Here is a 21,122-nt window from a genome sequence, read left to right on the forward strand (position 1 = left end):
GTACAAAAATAGTTCCCTCGCCAATGTTGAGCGGGATCAGGCGTGCGGGCAGAGGCGCCGCCGTATACTTGGCCGACAGGCTGGAACCGGGCCTGCTCCACGGCAGCAACGCCAGCAACAGCAAGGATGGGGAAACAATGACGAGCCCTGCAATAACGAGCCCTGGTATGACACGCCAATCCGACGACGCCCCTGCGGTAGCGGCCTCAGCCGGCGCCAATACAGCCGGTGACAATACGACGGACGCCGGTGGCGCGGCCCAGCATGCGGGTTTCGTGCACGGCATGGCGGCCTGGGCGGAAAAACACCGCATCACTCCCTGGCGCGGCAGTTTTGCCGACTTCCTCGAGCAAATCCTGCCCGGCCGCGCCGCCCTGCTGACGCGCAGCGCGCACCAGTACCTGTGGGACATGATGCGCTGGAATGGCCAGACCGACGGCAACGGACGCTTCCGCTGCCGCCTGTTCGACGACGAGCTGTTCGGCATCGACGAGGCGATCGACCGGGTCGCCGCCTACTTCAAGGCGGCCGCCGCCGGCTCCGAAGTGGGCCGGCGCATGTTGCTGTTGCTGGGCCCGCCATCGGGCGGCAAGTCGACCATGGTGATCCTGCTCAAGCGGGGCCTGGAAGAATACAGCCACAGCAGCGAAGGCGCGCTGTACGGCATCGCAGGCTGTCCCGTGCACGAATCGCCGCTGCACCTGGTGCCGCACAGCATGCGCGCCGACTTTCGCGCCAGCTATGATGCCGAGCTGCAGGGCGAACTGTGTCCACATTGCCGCGCCCGCCTGGAAGAGCAGTATGCGGGCGACTTCCTGCGCATGCCCGTCGAGCGCATCCATTTGTCCGAGGCGGGCCGCTGCGGCATCGGCACGTATGCGCCGCACGATCCCACGACGGCCGACCTGGCCGACCTGGTCGGTTCCGTCGACCTGTCGAAAGTGGCGCAATACGGCGACGAAGGAGATCCGCGCGCCTGGTCGTGGTCCGGCGCCGTGTACGCGGCCAGCCGCGGCATGCTGGAAATGATCGAAATCCTCAAGGTCAAGCGGGAATTCCTCTACACGCTCGAACACTTCCCGAATCACCACCGGGCGCTGGCGTCGATGGCAAAACTCGGCTTGCGGCTGAAAAGCGCGCAACCCGTCGGCGCCCGCTACACGGTCAACTGCTACTTCGAACGGGCGATCGCCTTCGCGCCGCACGACGTGACGGCGCGCATGGTGTACGGCAGCTACCTGCTGGCCACGGGCCAGGACGCGGCGGCGCTGGAACAGCTGGACTCCGCCAGCCGCCTGGCGCCCGACCAGGCCACCATCCAGTACAACCTGGGCTTGATGTATGTGAAAAAGAAGGAATACGACAAGGCCAGCGCGCACGCGCAAAAAGCCTACGCACTGGGCTTTCCCTTGCCGGGCCTGAAGAACAAGCTGAAGGCGGCGGGCAAGTGGAAAGAGCCGGCGCCGGCCGCCGTGAAAGCCCAGGAAGCACCGAAGGCATCAACAGAACCGGCCGTGCCGCCGGTCGAACAGCCTAGCGGGGAATGACGGCCGGCCGCCCGGCCACGCTCGCATGCCCGGTCGGCGACGCGGCCAGCGCGGCGGCCAGGTCGCGGCGCGACTGCGCCTTGTCGGCGGCATTGCCGATGTGCGCCAGTTCCGCCGGCTGCAGCACGGTGGCGGTGAGCAGCATCACTTCGCCGTACGGCGTGTCGAAGGATGGGGGAATGGTGGCCACGCCCTGGGCCAGCAGCACGCCCACCTGTTCGTTTTCGTCTTCCAGTCCTGCCGGAGCATCCTGCACGTCCAGCACCATCGACACGCTGCCGTGGCGCTGCACCAGCAAATCGATGGAACCGTGGTCGGCCACGTTCTGGCTGACCTGGTAAATCACGTCGAACAGCCACGATTGCGCCACTTCCTGGTCGTCGAAGGCGGACAGCGGCGCTTCGATGCACACTTCCAGCAGGTGGCCGCGCGGGACGAACACGTCGTCGTCATCCTCGAACGGATCGCTCAAGCCATCGCTGGCGAGAATGATCGACTCGGCGCGGCGGATCACGCGCCACGCCTGGCGCAACGATGGCCAGCGCGGGCCTCCCATGAAAGCGGGATTGACGAGGGGCGCCAGCACGTCGGCATCTACAGTGCCCAGGGTGGCGTAGAAGGCGTCGCGCGCGGCGCAGGCCGCAGCCAGCATCCGCGCGCCCGCTTCCTTGCCGACGACGGCGTCGTCCGGTTGCGCTACCTGGGGAATATCGTGTTCGTTTTGAGACATGGGAATACTCTTGAATTAGTCGGCAGGTGGAAAGTCATGATAGGAACGGGGCAGATAGCCCCAGATGCGCGCCACCCGGTCGCGCACCTCGAAATCGAAGCCGATGCGGGCCAGTTCCGGCACGATCCACACGCCGTGGTCGATGATTTTCTTGGGCAGCAGCATGCCCACGTGTTCTTCCGAGTACAGGCTGATGTCGAACCATTCCACGCCCAGGAACGGAAACGGCGGGTGGTAATCCCATTCCGTATCCCAGCGCGAGACATAGCCGGTGACGGAGCCGTAGCGGTAGGACGGCGCCCAGTCGGGCTGCCCGCGCATGAAGGCCAGCAACGCGTTCCACTTGCAGTCGTTGGCGCCGCCGGCCAGGTTGCGCCGCGCGATGTGGCCGCGCAGCTTGCGCTTGACATCGTCGCCGCCCGCATCGGCCTGCGGCAGGCTGTGCGTCGCTGATGCCGTCATGCGGGCGTCTCCTGCGCGTCGCTCACGCGGAGGTTCGCCCGCAGATCCTCGACCAGGCGCTTGCGGCTGCTCAAGGCGTATTCGATGGGCGAAAAAGGCATGGCGGCCGTGGCATAGGCATCGATCAGCGCATGCATCTGCTGCGCCTGCGCTTGCGCCAACAGCGTCTTGCTGCCATTCCCGCTTTGCTGCGCGAGCTTTTCCTGCAGCACTTCCTTCCAGGCGATGTGCGCCTCGGACATGGGATTGGCCACGCACAGGGAAAACGTGCCGTTCAAAAAATACGTCCAGGCGCTGTCGGTGCGGGCGCGCAAGCCCTCCGCGATCGGCGCGCCCCTGTCGTCGAAACTGTCGCGCAGGCGCCAGGTCGTCAGGTTCAGGGTCGCCAGCGCGGCCGCGTAGCGGGAAGCAAATTGCGCCTGCAGGCGCGCTTGCGCCGTTTCCGGCCCCTCGGCGAGTGCGTGCAGCGCCACGGCGATCCAGGCCAGCTGGGACGGCGGAAAATAGCGGCCGGCCCTGGACCCAGGCGCCGCCATGGAGCCAAAGACGAACGAGCACAGATTGCCGCTGGCATCGACCACGTATGCCGGCGCGGGAACCAGGCAAGCCTGGATCAGGGCGTCGATTTCTTCCATGGTCATGGCGGCGGCGGCCGCCAGCTGCGTCTCGTCCAGATAGTGCTGCGCGAGATAATGATCGAGTTCCGTCATGCGCCGGCTTCCATGTTGATGACTGTTGTATCGGCCAACACGCTTACGGCGCGACCGGCTTGACCTTGGACGCGGCCAGCACGGCGCGCGCGCGGGCCGTGTCGATATCGTCGGCCGTGGCCAGCGCCACGCCCATGCGGCGGCGGGCGAACGATTCCGGCTTGCCGAACAGGCGCAAGTCCGCGCCCGGCACGCTCAAGGCGTCGGCCACGCCTTCGAAGGCGATGCCTTTCGCTTCCAGTTGGCCATAGATGACGGCCGAGGCGCCGGGCGAACGCAGCGCCACGTTGACGGGCAAGCCGAGGATGGCTTTCGCGTGCAGCTCGAATTCGCTCTGTACCTGGCTGGCCATGGTGACCATGCCTGTGTCGTGCGGACGGGGGCTCACTTCCGAGAACCACACCATGTCGTCCTTGACGAACAGCTCTACGCCGAACAGGCCCAAGCCGCCCAGGTTGTCCGTCACCTTGCGCGCGATCTCGCGGGCGCGTTCGAGCGCCAGCGGCGCCATGCGGGCCGGCTGCCACGATTCCACGTAGTCGCCGTGCACCTGCAGGTGGCCGATCGGCTCGCAAAACTGCGTCTCGACCTGCCCCGAAGCGCCCACGGCGCGCACCGTCAGCAGGGTGATTTCATAATCGAAGTCGATGAAACCCTCGACGATGACGCGGCCCGTATCGACCCGGCTGCCGCTGGCCGCATACGCCCACGCCGCGTCCACCTCGGCGGCGCTATCGAGCTTGGACTGGCCCTTGCCCGACGACGACATCACGGGTTTCACCACGCACGGGAAGCCGATTTCCCGGCAGGCATCCTGCAACTCCTGCAGGCTGCTGGCGAAGCGGTACGGCGACGTCGCCACGCCCAGGGTTTCGGCGGCCAGCGTGCGGATGCCTTCGCGGTTCATCGTCAGCACGGCCGCGCGCGCGTTCGGGATGCACGTGATTTGCCCGGCCGCTTCCAGCGCAGCCAGGGTATCGGTGGCGATGGCTTCGATTTCCGGTACGATCAGATCCGGCTTTTCCAGGGCTATCAAGGCGGCCAGCGCCACGCCGTCGCTCATGTCGATCACGTGCGAGCGGTGCGCCACCGGATGGCCCGGCGCGTTCGGATAGCGGTCGACGGCGATCACTTCCACGCCCAGGCGCTGCAGCGAGATGATCACTTCCTTGCCCAGCTCGCCGGAACCGAGCAGCATGACTTTGATGGCGGTGGACGACAGCGGTGTGCCGAAGGTGCGGGGCGCGATGGTGCTGCTGGTGTTGCTAGTGGTCATGGCAGGGTCTGTAGGCAGATGGAAAGATGGCTGGGACTATAACAAATGCCGGCCCGCTTGGACAGGGTGCGCCAACCGTGCAGGCGCTGGCGGCGGCACTTGCCAGCGCCCGCAGTCAATGCAATAATTGAGAATGATTCTCAATTAACCATCGCCGACCATCGTCCTTGCCGCCATGAACCCTGCCGCACCGCCCGACCTTGCCACCCTGTACCGCGCCCACCACGGCTGGCTGCAGGGCTGGCTGCGGCATAAGCTGGGCTGCGGCGCCGATGCGGCCGACGTGGCGCACGACACTTTCCTGCGCCTGCTGCAGCGGCGCGAACGGCCGCAGCCGGCCCTGCGCGAACCGCGCGCCTACCTGACGCGCATCGCGCAAGGCCTGGTGATCGACCATTACCGGCGCCGCGACGTGGAATACGCCTACCTGCAGGCGCTGGCCGCCCTGCCCGAACAGACGGCGCCGTCGCCCGAAACGCGGCTGCTGATCATCGACACCCTGGTGCGCCTCGATACGGCGCTCGACGCCCTCAAGCCGCGCGCCAGGCAGGCCTTTTTGCTGGCCCAGCTGGACGGCTTGACGGGGCCCGCCATCGCCGCCAGGCTCGACGTCTCGCTGGCCACCGTCGAGCGCGACCTGGCCAGCGCCTGGCGCGCCTGCTACCGCGTGTATTTCCAGTGACGGCCGCCTTGCAGGATGACCCCGTCGAGCAAGCGATCGCCTGGGCCGTGCGCCTGCAGATGCACGGCGCCACGCCGGACGCCCTGCAGTCGCTGCAGCGCTGGCGCGATGCCGATCCCGGCCACGAACAGGCGTGGCAGCGCCTGGCCGCCATCGGCAATCAATTCTCGGGCTTGCCGCCGGAAGCGAGCCGCGCCACCCTCGACGCCAGCCTGGCGCGCCGCCGCCAGCGCCGCCAAGCCTTGAAAGTGCTGGCCGGCATCGGCTTTGCCGGCACGGCCGCCTGGTTCGCCATCGATACGCAGGCCGACTACCGCACGGGCACGGGGCAGCGCCTGGCCGCGCGCCTGCCGGACGGCAGCTTGCTGCACCTGAATGCGGGAACGGCCGTCAGGCTGCGCTTTGACGGCAAGCAACGGCTGCTGACCTTGCTGCATGGCGAGCTGGCCGTCACCACGCAAGCCGACCCGCAGCGCCGGCCGTTTCTCGTCGACACGGGCGAAGCGCGCATGCTGGCGCTGGGCACGCGCTTCACGGTGCGCCGTCTCGCCGGCGCCGACGGCATGCTGACGCGCCTTGCCGTGCAGGAACACGCGGTGCAGCTGCAGGCCGGCGCAAGCACAGGCGTGGCCAGTCCCGTGCTGGTACGGGCCGGCGACAGCGTCGTGACGGATGGCGCGCGCACCTGGCGCGAACCGGCGCATGACGATCCGGCCGCCTGGCTCGACGGCGTGATTGCCGCGCGCGACATGCCCCTGGGCCAGCTGGTGGCAGAACTGGCGCGCCACCGGCACGGCTTGCTGCTGTGCGACGCCGATATCGCCAGCTTGCCCGTCTCCGGCGTCTTCCAGCTGGACGACCCCGAGCGTGCCCTGCGCGTGCTGCTGCAGACGCAGCCCATCGTGGCCGTGTACCGCACGCGCTTCTGGGTCACGCTGAAAAAAGCGTAAAAAAGATGAGGGGATCGGGCTGGCCGCACGGCATACAGCTTGATACCCCCCCAACTTGATAGCGATTATGAACCACTCTTTCCTGCCCTGCCCCCAGCCATTTCCCCCACTTCCCGCCCGCTTTCCTGCCCGGTCTCCCGCCCGCTCCCGCCTGGCCGGCGCCGTCGCCGGCGCCCTGCTGCTGCTCGGCGCGGCGCCCGTCCTGGCCCAGCACAAGCCGCCGCAGGCCAGCAGCGCCAGCGCCACGTACACCCTGCAGATCGCCGCCGGCCCGCTCGATGCGGCGCTGGAACAGCTGGCGCGCAAGGCGGGCCTGACGCTCACCTACCAGGCGGCCGAGGTGCGCGGCTTGCGCACGGCCGGCCTGGCCGGCAACTACAGCGCGGCGGCCGGCCTCGATGCGCTGCTGGCCGGCAGCGGCCTGGCGGCGCTGCGGCTGGCGCCCAACGATTTCGTCCTGCGCCCGCTGCCCAGGTCGGCGAACGCGGCGGCCGATGGCGCGCAGCAACTGGCCGAAATCACGGTCACGGCCGGCGGCGAGCCGGCGCTGGAAACGGAAGGCAGCGGCGCCTATGCGGCGGCGCTGGCCGGCACGGCCACGCGTTTTACCCTGTCGCCGCGCGAAACGCCGCAATCGCTGACCGTCATCACGCGCCAGCAGATGGATGATCAGGGCGTGCTGAGCCTGGCCGACGTGCTGCAGCAGACGCCGGGCGTGACCGTCTCGCACGACGATACGGAGCGCTACAACTACTATGCGCGCGGCTTCAGCCTGAACAGTTTCCAGTATGACGGCGTGCCCACCTTCGATTTCAGCACCAATTCGAACGGCCTGGGCATCCGCGACATGGCCATCTACGACCGGGTGGAAGTGGTGCGCGGCGCGAATGGACTGATGAGCGGCGCCGGCAGCCCGGCCGGCGCCGTCAACCTGGTGCGCAAGAAACCCACGCGCCAGTTCCAGGCGTATGCGCAGGCGGGCATCGGCAGCTGGGACCGCTACCGCGCGGAAGCCGATGTCTCCGGCCCCTTGAATGCGGACGGTTCCGTGCGCGCGCGCCTGGTGGCCGCGCACCAGGAGCACGGCTCCTACATCGACTATTACCAGCAGGACAAGAGCGTGGTGTACGGCGTCATCGAGGCCGATGTGACGCCGCGCACGCGCGTGCTGGCCGGCATCGATTACCAGAAAATCGATTCGAAGGGGTCGTCGTTCGGCCAGAATCCCCTGTTTTACGCCGATGGCAGCCGCACGCGGTTCGCGCGCGCCTTCAACCCCGCCGCGCGCTGGACGGACGCGGGCAGCACCAGCACGCGCGTGTTTGCCGCCGCCGAGCACCTGTTCGACAACGGCTGGCAAGTGAAGGCGGAAGCGAGCCACTGGAAAGGCGATACGGACCAGTTGCAGGCGAACATCATCAGCTGGGGGCCGTATCCAAACCCGGCCACGGGCCTGGCCACCGTGCAGCGGGGAGCGAAAACCTATGTCATCGACAGCAATTCGCTCGATGCGTACGCGACGGGACCATTCCAGTGGCTGGGCCGCCAGCATGAACTGGTGCTGGGCGTCAACGCCAGTCACCGCACGTCCGACTACCTGGCGTATGGCGGCGGCAATGTGGAAATCGATTACCGCCACTGGAACAACAACGTGCCGTTGCCGGCGAGCATGGCCGTCAGCCTGACGCAAAAATACAGTTTCAAGGAGTATGCGGCGTACGGCGCGGCCCGCTTCAAGCCGGCCGATGGTCTGTCGCTGATCGTCGGCAGCCGCCTGAACAGCTACGAGCGCACGGGCGACCTGATCTACGGATGGGGCGGCACGGGCCGCGACGACGCGAAGGAAAAACACCGGCTGGTGCCGTATGCGGGCGCCGTCTACGACTTGAACGGCACGTATTCCGCGTATCTCAGCTATGCAAGCATCTTCGAGCCGCAATCGGTCAGCGACGCGAATGCCAGGGCGCTGCCGCCCACCACGGGCAAATCCTGGGAAAGCGGCATCAAGGGCGAGTTTTTCGAGCGCAAGCTGAACGCCAGCGTGGCCATCTTTCACATCCAGCAAGACAACCTGGCCGATTACGTGGGCACGGACGCCAACGAGCGGGAAGTCTACCGCCCCATCGACGGCACCACCACGCGCGGCGTGGAGCTGGAAGTGGCGGGCCAGTTGTTGCCGGGCTGGCAAGTGCAGGCGGGCGCGACGTTCAGCCGCCCGCGCGACAAGGATGGCCAGCGCATCGATACGACGCGCCCCGAACGCAGCGTCAAGCTGGCGACCAGCTACCGCCTGGGCGGCGACTGGCGCCGCTTGAGCGTGGGCGGCAATATCAACTGGCAAGGCCGGACCTATTACCACACCGTCCTGACGGGGGACGTGCCGGCGCGCGCCGACGAAGGCAGCTTTGGCGTGGCGGGACTGATGGCGCGCTACGAGTTCGGCAAGGGGCTCAGTGCCGTGCTCAATCTCAATAATGTCTTCGACAAGCGTTATTACAGTGGCTACGGCCTGTATGGCAGCGGCTACTATGGCGATCCGCGCAACGCGCAGCTGACCTTGCGGGCCAGCTTCTAACCGGCGTACGCCCGCTTGATCTCGTCAATGTCGATCTTTTTCATGCCCATCATGGCCTTCATCACCCGTCCGGCCTTGACGGGATCGGGATCGGTCAGCAGCTTGATCATGAGGGTGGGCACGATTTGCCAGGACACGCCGAACTGGTCCTTGAGCCAGCTGCATTGCTGCGCTTCCGGCGGCCCCCCTTCGGACAGCAGGCGCCAGTAATGGTCGACCTCGTCCTGGGTTTCGCAATTGACCTGGAACGAGATCGCCTCGGAAAACTGGAACAGGGGGCCGCCGTTCAAGCCCGTGAACGTCTGGCCGTCCAGCTCGAAGGCCACCGTCAGCACGCTGCCCGGCTCCTGGCCGTGGATTTCCCTGCCCTCTTCGCCGTAGCGCAGGATCTGGCCGATCTTTGAATTGGGAAATATTTCAGTGTAAAACCGGGCCGCCGCCTCGGCGTTGCCGTTGAACCATAAACATGGGGTAATCTTCTGTACGCTGTGCATGATGTCTCCCTTGGCCGAAGTAGAAACACCTTCCCTGTGCGGGAAGGCCAGTGCTCCATCATAGTCACTATCGCGCCGTCGAGGCGCGCAATTTGCCGCCGCCTGTGCCGCCGCTTGCGCCACCCTCTTGCGCGATATCGGCGCGTCCCAGCATGCCGGCGCTGGCCAGCAGCCGCAGCCGGGCCGAGCGCCATTCCGCCTGGCAACGGATTCGCTCCTGCTGCGCTTCCAGCAGCGCCGACTGCGTATTGAGCATTTCCAGGATGTCCGCCGCGCCCAGGCCGAACTTGCGCTGCACGCTGGCCAGCGCGTCCTGCGCCGCGTCCAGCCACGTCTGCGCCGCGGACAGGTTGGCCAGGGCCGTGCTCGCCTCCGCATGCGTCCTGACCAGATCCATCAGGGTCTGCTGCTGCACTTCCTGCGCCTCCGCTTCCCTTTGCTCGGCCTGCGCCTGCGCGCCGCGCACCTTGTAATGGCGCGCAAAACCGTCGAACAGGGGGATGTTGAGCGAGATGCCCACCAAGGTTTCGCGCGTGGAAGCGGGCGACAGGCCCTGGTTGGGGCGGCCGTTCTGGTACAGATTCGCCGTCAGGTCGATGCTGGGCCGGCCTTCCGAGCGGGCCACGGCCACCCGCTCGCGCGCGGCCGCCAGCTGCGCCTGCGCCGCCACGATGGCCGGATGCCGTTCCCTGGCCAGCGCCAGCCAGGCGCTCAAGTCGTCGCGCAAGCCCGCGTTCAAGCCCGCCCCGGCGCCATCCCCGTCGTCGTCCACGAGCACCGCCGTGCCGGCCGGCAAGCCCAGGGTGTACACCAGCACGGCGCGGGCCTTGCGCTCGTCGCCGTCCGCGCGGCTGGCGCCCAGGGCCGCCTTGGCCAGGGCGCTCGTCGCTTGCAAGGTGTCGCTGTGCGAGCCCAGGCCCCGCTGCGCGCGCCGCTGCGTCGCCTGCACCGTTTCCCGGGCCAGCGCCTCGTACGCCTGCCGCATCTGCACGCTGGCGCGCGCCGTCTGCGCATCGAAATACGCGCTGACCGTCGCCGCCAGGGTCTTTTGCAGCACGGCGTCGCGGTTGGCCAGGGCCGCATCGAGCAAGGCCTGCGCCGAACGCTGGCCCGCCGCCCGCCCGCCAAAGTCGAACAGACGCCAGGACAGGCTGAGCGAACCCGTATTGCTGTCCAGGCTGCTGGAAGCCGTTCTGGCGCCGGGATAGGCCGTGCGGTCATGCACGCGGCTCAGGCTGCCGTTCAGGGTGGGCAGATAGGCGGCCCTGGCCTCGCCCACGCCGGCTGCCTGCAGCCGGATGCCGGCCCAGGCGCCGTGCACCTGCGCGTTGCGGCACAGGGCCAGGTCGACGGCCGCCGGCAAGCTCAGTGGCACGCTCAATGGCACCTCGGCCTCCCAGCTGGGCGGACATGGCGCGGCGGCGAGCTCCTGCAGCGGTTGCGCCCGCACGGGCAAGGTCCCCAGCAAGGCGGCAGCCAGCAAGGCGGCGCGGCATCTAGCGTTCATGCAGCGCCTCCTTCTGGTGCTGCACCAGCGGCGAGAGCACGTATTCGATCACGCGCCGCGTGCCCGTGCGGATTTCCGCGCGCACGGCCATGCCGGCCGACAGCGGCACCAATCTGCCGTCGACGGCGATGGCCGGCTGCTGCAGCGTGATCCGAACGGCGTAGACGAGACCCTTTTTCTCGTCCTCGATGGCGTCGCGCGACACGCTGCTGACGACGGCGGGCACGGTGCCATACTTTGTGTAGTCGAAGGCATCGACCTTGATGGCGACCGCCTGCCCTGCCTGCACGAAGCCGGCGTCGCGGTTTTCCAGCATGGCGTCGATTTCCAGCCTGCCCTGGCGCGGCACGATCTGCATCAGCGCCTGCGCGGCCGGCACCACGCCGCCCACCGTGTGCAGCTTGAGCTGCTGCACCGTACCGTCGACGGGGGCCGTCAAGCGCAGCAGGCTGCCGCGGGCGCCGGCGCGGCGCGCATCCTGGCCGCTGGCGGCCGCCACCCTGGCGCCTTCCGCCAGCGCGTCGTACGCATCCTTGCGCGTCTGCGCGACCAGGGCCGCCCGTTCGCTGCGGGCCGACGCCAGCTGGCCGGCCAGGTCGATGCGCGCCTGCTCCTTTTCCAGCCACGCGTGTTCGGCCACGTCGCGCGTGGCTGCCAGCGCCTGGTAATCGCCGGCGCGCTGCACCGCCAGCGGCAGCGCCTGCGCATAGCGGGCGATTTCGCCGTCGAAATGGGCCAGCCTGGCGCGGAAACTCGCGTACTGGCCGTCCACATGCGCCTGCGCGGCGGCGACGTCGGCGGCGGAAGCCTCCGCGGGCGGCGCCAACTTCGGCGCGCGCACGGCGTCGACGGCGGCGATCAGCGCGCGCGAGCGGGCCATCTGCAGCGCGGCCGCCACGGCGTCGCCGGCAGCCTTGTCGCGCTCCGCGTCGGGGCCGCGGCTGTCGAGCTCCACCAGCAGCTCGCCCGCTGTGACGGCTTGTCCTTCGCGCACGTGCAGGGCGCGCACGGCGGCCACGTCGACGGAAGCAATGGTCTTGGTATTGCCGGACGGAATGATCTTGCCCGCCGCATTGACGATGATGTCGACCTTGCCGAAGACGGCCCACAGCACCACGCAGCCGACGAGCAGCATCAGCACGCACGCCGTAAAGCGCAGCGACGGCGACACGGGCCGCTCCTGCAGCGCCAGCGCGGCCGGCAGGAAGGCCGCCTCATCCTCGCTCAGCACGGGACCGCCCAGGGTGGCGCGGCTGCGCCAGCTGTGCCGCAGCACCTGGCCATAGCGGGCCAGCAGTTCGCCATACGCGGCCAGGCGGTGGCCGGCGCTCATGCGGCGCTCCCGGTCGTTCCCTGCTGCAAGCCGTACAAATGGGCATAGATGCCGTTCGGCCTGGCCAGCAGCGCCTTATGCGTGCCCAGTTCGGCCACCTGGCCCCGCTCCATGACGACGATGCGGTGCGCCTCGCGCACGGCCGACAGGCGGTGGGCGATGATCAGCACGGTGCGCCCCGCGCAAATGCCGCGCATATTGTCCTGGATGATTTTTTCCGACTCGTAGTCGAGCGCGCTCGTCGCTTCGTCGAAAATCAGGATGCGGGGATTGCCGACGAGGGCGCGGGCGATGGCGATGCGCTGGCGCTGGCCGCCCGACAGGCCCGTGCCGTGCTCGCCCACCATGGTGTCGTAGCCTTCTGGCAACTCGCAGATAAAGTCGTGGGCGCCCGCCAGTTTCGCCACGGCAATGACGGCGTCGATGGGCAGCGCCGGGTCGCTCAGCGCGATATTGTCGCGCACGGAACGGTTGAAGAGGATATTTTCCTGCAGCACCACGCCGATCTGGCGCCGCAGCGAGGCCGTGTCGATGACGGCGATATCCTGCCCGTCGATCAGCACCCTGCCCCGTTCGGGGATGTACAGGCGCTGCGCCAGCCGCGTCAGGGTGCTCTTGCCGGAGCCGGAACGCCCGACGATGCCGATCACTTCGCCGGGCGCGATGGCGATCGACACGTCGCGCAGCACCTCGGCCGCGTCGGGCCGGTAGCGGAAACCCACCTGCTGGAATTCGATGGCGCCCGCGATGCGCGGCATGCGCGCCTTCTGGCTGCCGCCCAGGCCGCCGGATTCCGTGCGGGCATTCAGGATATCGCCCAGCCGGCTCATGGAAATGCCCACTTGCTGGAAATCGTTCCACAGCTGCGCCAGGCGCAGGATGGGCGAAGCCACCTGCCCGGCCAGCATATTGAAGGCCACCAGCTCGCCCACCGTCATTTTCCCGTCGATGACGAGGGTGGCGCCCCACCACATGATGGCGGCCGTCACCAGCTTGCTGACGAGGGTGACGCCGCCGCTGGCCAGCATGCCGATGTTGTTCGCCGACAAGCCCGCCGACACGTAGCCGGCCAGCTGCTTTTCCCACTGCAGCTGCCAGCGCGGCTCGACGGCCATGGCCTTGACCGTGTCGACGCCGCTGATCGTTTCGACAAGAAAAGACTGGTTTTCCGCGCTGCGGTTGAATTTGTCGTTCAAGCGCCCCCGCAGCACGGGCGTGAGCAGCATCGACAGGGCCGCATACACGGGAATCGAAGCCAGCACGATCACGCTCAGCGCGGCGCTGTACCACAGCATGGCGGCGATGAAGATGAAGGAAAACAGCACGTCGAGCACCAGGGTCATGGCGTTGCCGGTAAGAAAGGAGCGTATGCTTTCCAGTTCATGGATGCGGGCCACGGAATCGCCCACGCGGCGCGCCTGGAAATACGCGATCGGCAAGGCCAGCAGGTGGCGGAACAGGCGCGCGCCCAGTTCCACGTCGATCTTGCTGCTGGTGCGCGCAAAGACATAGGTGCGTATCTGGCCCAGCACGGCCTCGAAGACGATGGCGCACACAAGGCCGATGGCCACCACGTTCAGGGTCTGCATGGCGTGGTTGACCAGCACCTTGTCCATCACCACCTGGAAAAACAGGGGCGTGGCCAGGCCGATCAGCTGCAGCACGAAGGAAATCAGCAATACTTCGCCCAGCAGCCGGCGGTATTTGACGATGGCGGGGATGAACCAGCTGAAGTCGAAGCGGGCCGTCTCGCCCGCGTAGCTGGCCTTGCTGGTGAAAAAGATCAGTTCGCCCGACCAGATGGCGAGGAAATCGTCGCGGCCCAGGATTTGCGGCGGCTGGCCCGGATGCTGGACGAGCACCTTGCTCACGCCGCCGTCGCCCGTGTCGACCTTGCCGAGGATAAAGAAACGGCCGTCGTGGCCGATGGCGATGGCCGGCAGCGGCGCCTGCGCCAGCCGTTCAGGCGCTTGCTGCACCAGCTTGGCCGTCAAGCCCAGCTGTTTTGCGGCCAGCAAGACGGTTTGCCGCGTGAACACGGACTGGCCGAATGCGTGCTTGAGCTGGGCGCCGTCGGCAGCGATGCCATGCAGGCTGGCCATCAGCAGCAGCGACAGCAAGCCCGTGTCGGGCGCGGCAGGTTCCAGGGGGGACGTATCGTGGCGATAGGAAAATGCGGTCATCGGATCATGTCAGAAATTCAATGGCGCAGCCAGGCCGGCGCGTGCAAAGCCGGCCTGGCTGCGTAAGTGGCACTACGGCTAGCTAGCCGTTAGTGGGCCGCCGCCAGCTGGATCTGCGACGCCGGGCCGCCATGGGCCGACCACGGCGCCGATGCGGCCGCCGGCACGGCAAAGCCGGCCATCGCTTGCACCAGCTGCGCGGCATCCGCTTGCCAGCCGGCAAAGCCGCCCGAGCTGGCGGCCTGGGTTTGTTGCGCAGCGCGCCAGTTCTGCGCCAGTACGGGCGCCAGGGTCGCGGCCGTGCCGGCAGGCAAGGTGAGCTGGCCAGCCGGCGGCGGCGTCAGGCCCGCCATCGCCTGCACGAGTTTTTGCACGTCGCTGCCCAGCAAGACGCGGCCATCGGCCATGCGGAATTCCTCGATGCGCCGCTCCGCGCTCTCGTACCAGCCGGTGACGGTGATCTTGTCGCTGGTGCCGATGGTGCTCACTTCCAGAGCCGTGCCCACCTGGCGGAACCACAGCTGCTCGGCGCTGACGCCGGCCAGGAAGGACACCACGTCGCGGCTGCCCGCCTCGTTGGCCTCGTTGATCATGTCGGCGCCGTCGCCGCGGGCGAAGATATAGGTATCGTTGCCCAGCGTGCCGGCCAGGACATCGTCGCCCTTGCCGCCCTGCAAGATATCGTTGCCCAGGGCGCCCAGCAGGGTGTTCTTCAGTTCATTGCCGATCAGCACGTCATCGAACTTGCTGCCGACGACCGCGTTGAAATTGGCCACCACATCCACGCCCGGACGCGCCGCCAGTGCCGTGCCTACGGCTGCGAAGGCAACCGTCGCGCCGGCGCTTGCGTTGACGTAATTGAGCGCGTTGCCCGCACCGCCGCCGTCGAGCACGTTGCCGCCGGGGGTAGTGACGAAAAAGATGTTGTTGGTGAAGGAGCTGCCCGTCACGGTCAGGCCAGGGCCCCCGAGGCGCACATTCTCGACGTTGTCGGCCACCGTGTAGTTGACCGTGGTAAACACGGTATCGTTGCCGCCGTTGTCCCGTTCGTCGATGAAATCGCCGCCGTGGTTGACGTAATACGTGTCGTCGCCGCCCAGGCCCTGCAGCAGGTCGGCGCCGGCCGTGCCATACATGACGTCGGCATTTGCCGTGCCCGTGAAGGTTTGCCCCGTCGGCTGCGTGGGGCCGTTGAAGTGCCAGGCCTGGGCCAGCGCGGGCGCCAGGGCGGCGGCCGTGGCGGCAGGCAAGGTCAGCTGGCCCAGCGCAGGCGGCGCCAGGTACGCCATCGCCTGCACCAGCGTTTGCACGTCGGCGCCGCGCAGGACGTGGCCAGCCGCCGTGCGGAATTCCTCGATGTTCGGCGCGGCCGCGTTCCAGGCGCGGATGGTGATCTTGTCCGTCGTGCCGATGGTGCTCACTTCCAGGTCCGCGCCCACCTGGCGGAACCACAGCTGCTCGATGTTCACGCCGGCCAGGAAGGCGATGGCGTCGTAGCCGGCGTCGGCGGAAAGCTCGGTGATGACGTCGGCGCCGTCGCCGCGGGCAAACACGTAGGTATCGTCGCCCAGGCCGCCGGCCAGCGTGTCGGCACCCTGGCCGCCTTGCAAGGTGTCGTTGCCGAGGCCGCCGGACAGGCTGTTGGCCAGTTCGTTGCCGATCAGCACATCGTCATAGGCGCTGCCTGTCACGCTGGAAATATTGACCAGCACATCGCTGCCAGGCAGGAATGCGGTACTGCCGCCGGCGGGAGCGATGGTCGCCGTGGCGCCCGCCCTGGAACCGGCATAGGTGGCGGAATTATTGCTGCCGATGCCATACAACAAGTTTCCGCCGGCTACGTCGACGTGAAAGACGTTACCACTGCCGTTGCCTGTCACACCCAGGCCCGCTGCGGCCAGGTGCAGTTCCTCGATGTTGGCGGCCATGGTGTAGCTGACGGTCGTGTAGACAGTGTCGCGGCCGCCACCAGGCTGTTCAGTTACCACGTCGTTGCCATGGTTGACGTAATAAATGTCGTCGCCGGCCAGGCCCGCCATCACGTCGGCGCCCGCCGTGCCCTTGATGATGTCGGGGTTCGCCGTGCCGGTGAAAACGCCATTGCCGGGCTGGTTTGGTCCCTCGATGCGCCAGTTCTGCGCCAGCACGGGCGCCAGGACGGTGGCTTCGTAGACAGGCAAAGTCAGCTGGCCAGCCGGCGGCGGCGTCAGTCCCGCCATCGCCTGCACCAGGTTTTGCACGTCGCTGCCCAGCAGCACGCGGCCGTCGGCCGTGCGGAATTCCTGGATGCGGGGCACGATGCCCTCGCTGTACCAGCCGCCGATGGTGATCTTGTCGCCGGTGCCGATGGTGCTCACTTCCAGGTTCGAACCGACCTTGCGGAACCACAGCTGGTCGGCGCTGACGCCGGCCAGGAAGGAAACGACGTTGTGCGCCCCCGCTTCGGCCATTTCGGTGATGAAATCTGCACCATCGCCACGGGCAAAAATATAGGTGTCGTCACCGCCCAAGCCAATCAGGTGATCATCGCCCTGGCCACCGCGCAAGGTATCGTTGCCAATACCGCCCAGGAGACTGTTTTTAAGTTCATTGCCGGTCAGCACATCATCGAATTTGCTGCCGATGAGGTTGGCGAAGTTGAGCAGCACGTCGCTGCCCCCTGGCGCCGTCAGAGGGTCATTCGCGCCCAGCAGCGTTGCCGTCACGCCCGTGCGGGAACCGATATACACGACCGAGTTGCCCGTGCCGCCGCCATCGATCCTGTTGCCGCCGGCCGTGTCGACGTAAAAGATATTATTGGTATTGGCGCTGCCCGTGACGGTCAGCCCGGCGGCGGTCAGGTAGACTTTCTCCACGTTCTCGGCCACCGTGTAATTGACGCTGGTGTACACGCTGTCGTTGCCGCCGTTGGCCAGTTCGACGATCACGTCGCCGCTGTCGTTGACGTAATACGTGTCGTCGCCGGCCAGGCCTTCGAGCACGTCCGCGCCCGTGGTGCCGGTCAGCACATCCGCGTTCGCCGTGCCGATGAAGCGCTGCGGGGCGGCCGCGACACTGTTCAGGTATGCCTCGATGGCGGACATGCCGTCGGCAGCGGTGGAAGTTTGCGATGCAAATTTTTCAGTCATGTTGCAGTTTCCTGTCATTAAACGTCAAAACCAAGAGTGAATATGTCGGCGCAAGCTGACATGCAAGGCAAAAGTTCCGGCCGCCTCCACTTGCAGTTCAGCGTGCACCTTCAACGGTCCGGCACTTTCGGCGCAGGGACGGCGCGCGATTGAACGCCGCCTCGCATGCACGCCGTATTGACGTTCAAGCGGGTGTAGCACTGTTATTTGTCATGCAAATGTCACACTGCATGGTGGAAGGGAGGCGGGGAAGGAAGCGCGCGGGCGCGCCCGCTGCGATGGCGTATGGTTTCAGGCGGCAGGGACAGAACTCTCGCTTGACGGCCGGGCGCCGAACGTCTGATCCTGCAGCTGCGCCACCAGGAAATCGATGAACACGCGCAAGCGCGGCGGCAGATGGCTGCTGGCTGGCCACAGCAGCCAGAATGCCGTGCGCGCCTGCGTATGCGCGTCCAGCAGCGAAACCAGTTGCCCCGCCGCCAACTCGCGCTGCACGGCGAACGCGGGCAGGTAGGCGATGCCCTGCCCTTGCAAGGCCAGGAAGACGCGCATTTCCACGCTGTTGCAGACCATGCCGGACGCCGGCTGGGCCAGCGCGTCCATCAGCGGCCACGGCTCCAGGCGGCCCGTGGCGGGAAAACGGTAGTCCAGGCGGGCGTGCCGCAGCAGCGCAGCGCCATCGGCGGGCTGGCCATGGCGCGCCAGGTAGGCGGGCGACGCCACCAGCAAGCGGCGGAACGTGCATAGTTTGCGCCGCATCAGGCTTGAATCGGCCAGCTCGCCCGTGCGCACGGCCGCGTCAAAGCCGTCGCTGACGAGGTTGACCATGGCGTCGGAAAAATCGAGATCGAGTTCGATGGCGGGATAGGCTTGCATGAAAGCGCCGATGGCCGGCTCGAACAAGCCGCTGTAGCGTGGCAGGCTGATACGCAGGCGGCCGCTGGGGCCGCTGCTGGCCTCGCTCAATTCCCGTTCGGCCGCGTCCACCTCGGCCAGGATGCGCTTGCAGCGCTGCAGGAATTTTTCCCCTTCCGCCGTCAGCGCCAGGTGCCGCGTGCTGCGCTGGAACAGGCGCGCGCCCAACCGCGCTTCCATGCGCGCCACGCTCTTGCCCACGGCCGACGAAGACAGGCCCAGCAGCCGGCCCGTGGCCGAAAAACTGCCGCTGCCGGCCACCTGTACGAACATGGCGATGCCGCCGAGACTATCCATGCGCTCCCCATTAAAGACAAATGTGTCCGATATGTTGATCAGTTTAGCCTATTTTTCTTCAATGACGGGTGCGCCATACTTGCCGCTCCTTCTCTCCGAGCCCACTTCCATGCCCTCTTCCCCACGTTTGACGCTTGCCCTGCAAGTGCTGGCCGCCTGCCTGACGGGCTTGCTGATTCCTTTGTGCTTCACGGGCCCGGCCGTGGCGCTGCCCGCCCTCGGCGCCGAATTGCGCGGCAGCGCCGCCGCCCTGAACTGGGTCATCAATGCATACATCCTCAGCTATGGCAGCGCCATGATGGTGGCCGGCAGCCTGACGGACGTGCTGGGCCGGCGCCGCGTCTGGCTGGCGGGCCTGGCCCTGTTTTGCGCGGCCACCCTGGCCATCGCCATGGCCCCGTCCGTCGCGCTGGTCGCCGCGCTGCGCTTCGTGCAGGGCCTGGGCGGCGCGGCCGCGTTCGCCGCCGCCATGTCGTCGCTGGCGTCCCTGTTCCACGGCGCGGCGCGCAGCCGGGTGATGAGCGTGCTGGGCACGACGTTCGGCCTGGGCCTGGCCTTCGGCCCGCTGGCGGCCGGCGCCATGCTGGAACTGGCCCGCTGGCCCGCCATCTTTTACGCCACGGCCGCGCTGGGCGCCATCGGCGCGCTGCTGGTGCTGGCCAGCGTGCCGGCCGATGCGCCCCGTGCCCAAGGGCGGCTGGACTGGCCCGGCGCCCTCAGCTTCAGCGGCGCGCTGTCCCTGTTGACCCTGGGCATGCTGCTGGCGCCCGAACAAGGCTGGCGCAGCGGGGCCGTGCAACTGTCCATCGCCTCGTCCGCGCTGCTGTTTTGCGTGTTTGTCGCGGTCGAACGCAGGACGGCGCGGCCCATGCTGGACTTGACCCTGTTCCGCCAGCGCCGCTTCGTCGCCGTGCAAGTGCTGGCCGCCTCGCCCGCCTTTTTGTTCATCGTGCTGATCGTCATGCTGCCGGGGCGCTTCATCGGCATCGACGGCGTGTCGCCGCTGGCGGCGGGCCGCCTGATGATCGCCCTGGCCGCGCCCCTGCTGGTCGTGCCCATGCTGGCGGCGCTGCTATTGCGCTGGTTCAAGGCCGGCACCGTGTGCGCGGCGGGATTGCTGCTGGCGGCCGCCGGACTGGCCTGGCTGGCGCAAGTGCTGGGCAACGGCGGCACCGCCGCGCTGGCGGGACCGCTGCTGCTGGTGGGCGCCGGCATCGGCTTGCCGTGGGGCTTGATGGACGGCATGGCCCTGAACGTGGTGGACACGCCGCGGGCCGGCATGGCGACGGGCATCTTCAATACCGTGCGCATCAGCGCCGATGGCGTGGCGCTGGCCCTGGCGGGCGCCGTGCTGGCCAGCCTGATCGGCGCCGCGCTGCAGCACCAGCTGCCCGCCGGCCTGCCCGTGCTGGCCGCCGCCAGCCGCGCCGCGCTCGGTGATATCCAACAGGCAACACAACTGCTGGGAGGCCACGAAGCGCTGCTGCGCGCCAGCTATGACGCCGCCTTCCGCCATTTGCTCAATGGCCTGGCCGTGCTGGCCGTGGGGCTGGCGGCGCTGGTGCCGTATTTACTCAAGAAAAGAGAACTTCACGACGCTTGACAAAACCGTCGCGAGCGGAAGGTAGAGGTGGTCGAGAAGCGCAACCGTACTCAGGTACGGTGAGCATCGCAGGCCATCTATACCGACGCGCAGCAGGTTTGGGCAGGCGTCCTAGGCGTCCAGGCCGTAAAACACGGCGACGAGGATGGCGATGTTATTGCAGGCGCGCGAGAATGTCGTTGTGGCGTAGGCCACGGCCACACTCGGGCCGCGGTAGCGCAGGTAGACAAAGCTGAACATAGCGCCCGAACCCAGCGCGACGATGGCGTGCAGCAAGCCGCCGCTGATGAAATGCACGATGGCCCACAGGATGGCGCCGATAAAAATGCTCAGCTGGCGGCTGGCGCCCAGGCGCCGGAGGATTTCCAGCGGCAGCAGCTGGCCGAGGAAGGTTTCCAGGATGGGGGAATAGATGACGACCCAGAACACCAGCAGCGGCAGCGACATTTCGCGCTTGAACTTGGACAAGCCCGTGTGCGCGCCCCAGTATTCGGGCGGCAACAGCCATTTGGTGAGGAACAGGATGGCAAAGCACAGCATGCAAGTGAGTAACCCCCAGCCGAGGCCGGCAAGGGCCAGCTGCAGCACGGGAGGCGCCGGGCCGTCGTCGTCCGGGCTGGAGAGATCATGGCTGCTGCGCACTTGCATGAGTAGTCCTGGCGGTGATCCAGCGCTCATTGTAGCGCGGAATAGGACTGTTCGCGCATGGCTGTGGAGCGCGGCGCATGGC

Annotated in this window: 16 protein-coding genes; 5 read left to right on the forward strand and 11 right to left on the reverse strand. The window is 67.4% G+C overall.

Annotated features, from left to right (window positions below):
* Positions 1-167: 167 nt before the first annotated feature.
* A complete protein-coding gene (locus O3298_RS13150; RefSeq protein ID WP_305059609.1) occupies positions 168-1,547 on the forward strand; it encodes a hypothetical protein in 1,380 nt (459 codons plus the stop codon).
* Here O3298_RS13150 and O3298_RS13155 read toward each other — a convergent pair.
* The 4 genes from O3298_RS13155 to purT are packed head-to-tail and all read right to left on the reverse strand — an operon-like array spanning position 1,534 to position 4,725.
* Positions 1,534-2,277, reverse strand: a complete 744-nt coding sequence (locus tag O3298_RS13155) for a hypothetical protein (protein ID WP_305059610.1) — start codon at positions 2,275-2,277, stop codon at positions 1,534-1,536. The two genes, O3298_RS13150 and O3298_RS13155, sit on opposite strands and share 14 nt — an antisense overlap.
* Positions 2,278-2,292: 15 nt before the next feature.
* Positions 2,293-2,739, reverse strand: coding sequence for a DUF6678 family protein (locus O3298_RS13160; RefSeq protein ID WP_305059611.1), 447 nt, complete (start codon positions 2,737-2,739; stop codon positions 2,293-2,295).
* Positions 2,736-3,449 (reverse strand): DUF6058 family natural product biosynthesis protein, encoded by a 714-nt coding sequence (locus tag O3298_RS13165; protein WP_305059612.1) that lies wholly within the window; start codon positions 3,447-3,449, stop codon positions 2,736-2,738. The genes O3298_RS13160 and O3298_RS13165 overlap by 4 nt, the downstream gene beginning before the upstream one ends.
* Positions 3,450-3,492: 43 nt before the next feature.
* Complete coding sequence (purT, locus tag O3298_RS13170; RefSeq protein ID WP_305059613.1) at positions 3,493-4,725, reverse strand: formate-dependent phosphoribosylglycinamide formyltransferase; 1,233 nt, start codon at positions 4,723-4,725, stop codon at positions 3,493-3,495.
* Positions 4,726-4,900: 175 nt separating this feature from the next.
* Here purT and O3298_RS13175 point away from each other — a divergent pair, with 175 nt between their 5' ends.
* The 3 genes from O3298_RS13175 to O3298_RS13185 all read left to right on the forward strand — a co-directional run bounded on the left by O3298_RS13175 (position 4,901) and on the right by O3298_RS13185 (position 8,932).
* The gene (locus tag O3298_RS13175) at positions 4,901-5,407 is read left to right on the forward strand and encodes a sigma-70 family RNA polymerase sigma factor (RefSeq protein ID WP_289905088.1); all 507 of its coding nucleotides are present in this window, start codon (positions 4,901-4,903) and stop codon (positions 5,405-5,407) included.
* Positions 5,404-6,357, forward strand: a complete 954-nt coding sequence (locus O3298_RS13180; RefSeq protein WP_305059614.1) for a FecR domain-containing protein — start codon at positions 5,404-5,406, stop codon at positions 6,355-6,357. Before O3298_RS13175 ends, O3298_RS13180 begins: the two co-directional genes overlap by 4 nt.
* Positions 6,358-6,424: 67 nt before the next feature.
* A complete protein-coding gene (locus tag O3298_RS13185) occupies positions 6,425-8,932 on the forward strand; it encodes a TonB-dependent siderophore receptor (protein ID WP_305059615.1) in 2,508 nt (835 codons plus the stop codon).
* On the opposite strand, the gene O3298_RS13190 is transcribed toward O3298_RS13185, so the two are convergent.
* The 6 genes from O3298_RS13190 to O3298_RS13215 all read right to left on the reverse strand — a co-directional run bounded on the left by O3298_RS13190 (position 8,929) and on the right by O3298_RS13215 (position 18,789).
* On the reverse strand, positions 8,929-9,426 hold the full coding sequence (locus tag O3298_RS13190; protein WP_285817014.1) for a VOC family protein: 498 nt from the start codon (positions 9,424-9,426) through the stop codon (positions 8,929-8,931). The genes O3298_RS13185 and O3298_RS13190 overlap by 4 nt on opposite strands.
* 67 nt (positions 9,427-9,493) lie before the next feature.
* Positions 9,494-10,933, reverse strand: a complete 1,440-nt coding sequence (locus O3298_RS13195; RefSeq protein WP_305059616.1) for a TolC family protein — start codon at positions 10,931-10,933, stop codon at positions 9,494-9,496.
* Positions 10,923-12,266, reverse strand: a complete 1,344-nt coding sequence (locus O3298_RS13200; RefSeq protein ID WP_305059617.1) for an HlyD family type I secretion periplasmic adaptor subunit — start codon at positions 12,264-12,266, stop codon at positions 10,923-10,925. Before O3298_RS13200 ends, O3298_RS13195 begins: the two co-directional genes overlap by 11 nt.
* Positions 12,263-14,449, reverse strand: coding sequence for a type I secretion system permease/ATPase (locus O3298_RS13205; protein ID WP_305059618.1), 2,187 nt, complete (start codon positions 14,447-14,449; stop codon positions 12,263-12,265). Before O3298_RS13205 ends, O3298_RS13200 begins: the two co-directional genes overlap by 4 nt.
* Before the next feature lie 89 nt (positions 14,450-14,538).
* Positions 14,539-17,577, reverse strand: coding sequence for a calcium-binding protein (locus O3298_RS13210; RefSeq protein ID WP_305059620.1), 3,039 nt, complete (start codon positions 17,575-17,577; stop codon positions 14,539-14,541).
* Positions 17,578-17,868: 291 nt separating this feature from the next.
* Positions 17,869-18,789 (reverse strand): LysR family transcriptional regulator, encoded by a 921-nt coding sequence (locus O3298_RS13215; RefSeq protein WP_305059621.1) that lies wholly within the window; start codon positions 18,787-18,789, stop codon positions 17,869-17,871.
* Positions 18,790-18,898: 109 nt separating this feature from the next.
* Between O3298_RS13215 and O3298_RS13220 the strand changes: the two genes are divergently transcribed.
* Positions 18,899-20,392, forward strand: coding sequence for an MFS transporter (locus O3298_RS13220; protein WP_305059622.1), 1,494 nt, complete (start codon positions 18,899-18,901; stop codon positions 20,390-20,392).
* A 111-nt stretch (positions 20,393-20,503) separates the two neighbouring features.
* Here the strand turns inward: O3298_RS13220 and O3298_RS13225 are convergent, their stop codons facing one another.
* Positions 20,504-21,040: a CPBP family glutamic-type intramembrane protease gene (locus tag O3298_RS13225; protein ID WP_099664098.1), complete on the reverse strand. Its 537-nt coding sequence runs from the start codon at positions 21,038-21,040 to the stop codon at positions 20,504-20,506.
* Positions 21,041-21,122 lie beyond the last annotated feature (82 nt).

Origin of the sequence: Janthinobacterium sp. SUN137 (genome assembly GCF_030587265.1) — a bacterium.
Taxonomy (GTDB): domain Bacteria; phylum Pseudomonadota; class Gammaproteobacteria; order Burkholderiales; family Burkholderiaceae_D; genus Janthinobacterium; species Janthinobacterium kumbetense.